This is a genomic window from Noviherbaspirillum sp. ST9 (assembly GCF_048799745.1).
GTDB lineage: Bacteria > Pseudomonadota > Gammaproteobacteria > Burkholderiales > Burkholderiaceae_D > Noviherbaspirillum.
The window spans coordinates 1-532 of the sequence record NZ_JBLWFR010000203.1 but is presented as its reverse complement, the minus strand read 5'-3'; the positions used below and the strand labels follow the sequence as shown (position 1 = coordinate 532).

Annotated in this window: 2 protein-coding genes; both read left to right on the top strand. The window is 41.5% G+C overall.

What is annotated here, in order from left to right; all coding sequences use genetic code 11:
• A partial coding sequence (locus tag ACNOHI_RS25530) for a hypothetical protein (RefSeq protein WP_420477524.1) occupies positions 1–294 on the top strand: 294 nt, incomplete at its 5' end.
• Positions 295–305: 11 nt separating this feature from the next.
• A partial coding sequence (locus tag ACNOHI_RS25525) for a hypothetical protein (protein WP_420477522.1) occupies positions 306–532 on the top strand: 227 nt, incomplete at its 3' end.

Below are 532 nucleotides of genomic sequence, written 5' to 3'. Positions count from 1 at the left end.
AATGCTTACGGCATTAATATGGGATATGTTAAAGAATACGGCCTGAAAATAGGCTTTGTGATGAAAATGATCAGAGGCGATGAAGGGCGACTTGCATTCGATATGATGAGCTATGGAAAGATCAAACAAGTTAGATCAGATAAAGCACGTACGTGGACAGGCCCGCGTACGCTGGAAAAAGACGGGAGTTTTGGCAAAGCGCTAAGTTCAAGGATCTTGAGAGAAATAAAGAGGTTTGGCAGTATGTTCACTGCAAAGGAGCCGCACGACACAAAGACATCAACTAACGACTAATTCTGTACCTGATGGATAAGATCACCATAGTAAGCGTATGTGACGACCACTACTCGATTTTGCTCGCGGTATTGATAAAATCGATAGAGATAAACCATAAAACAAGCGAGGCTATTGATTATTATATTGTGAGTGATAACATCTCTGCAAAAAATAAACGCAGGATAAGGGAATCTGTTGCCAATAATATGGTCAAGCTTCACTGGATTGAAATGGCTGAGGCTGTTCCGGCTGGAAT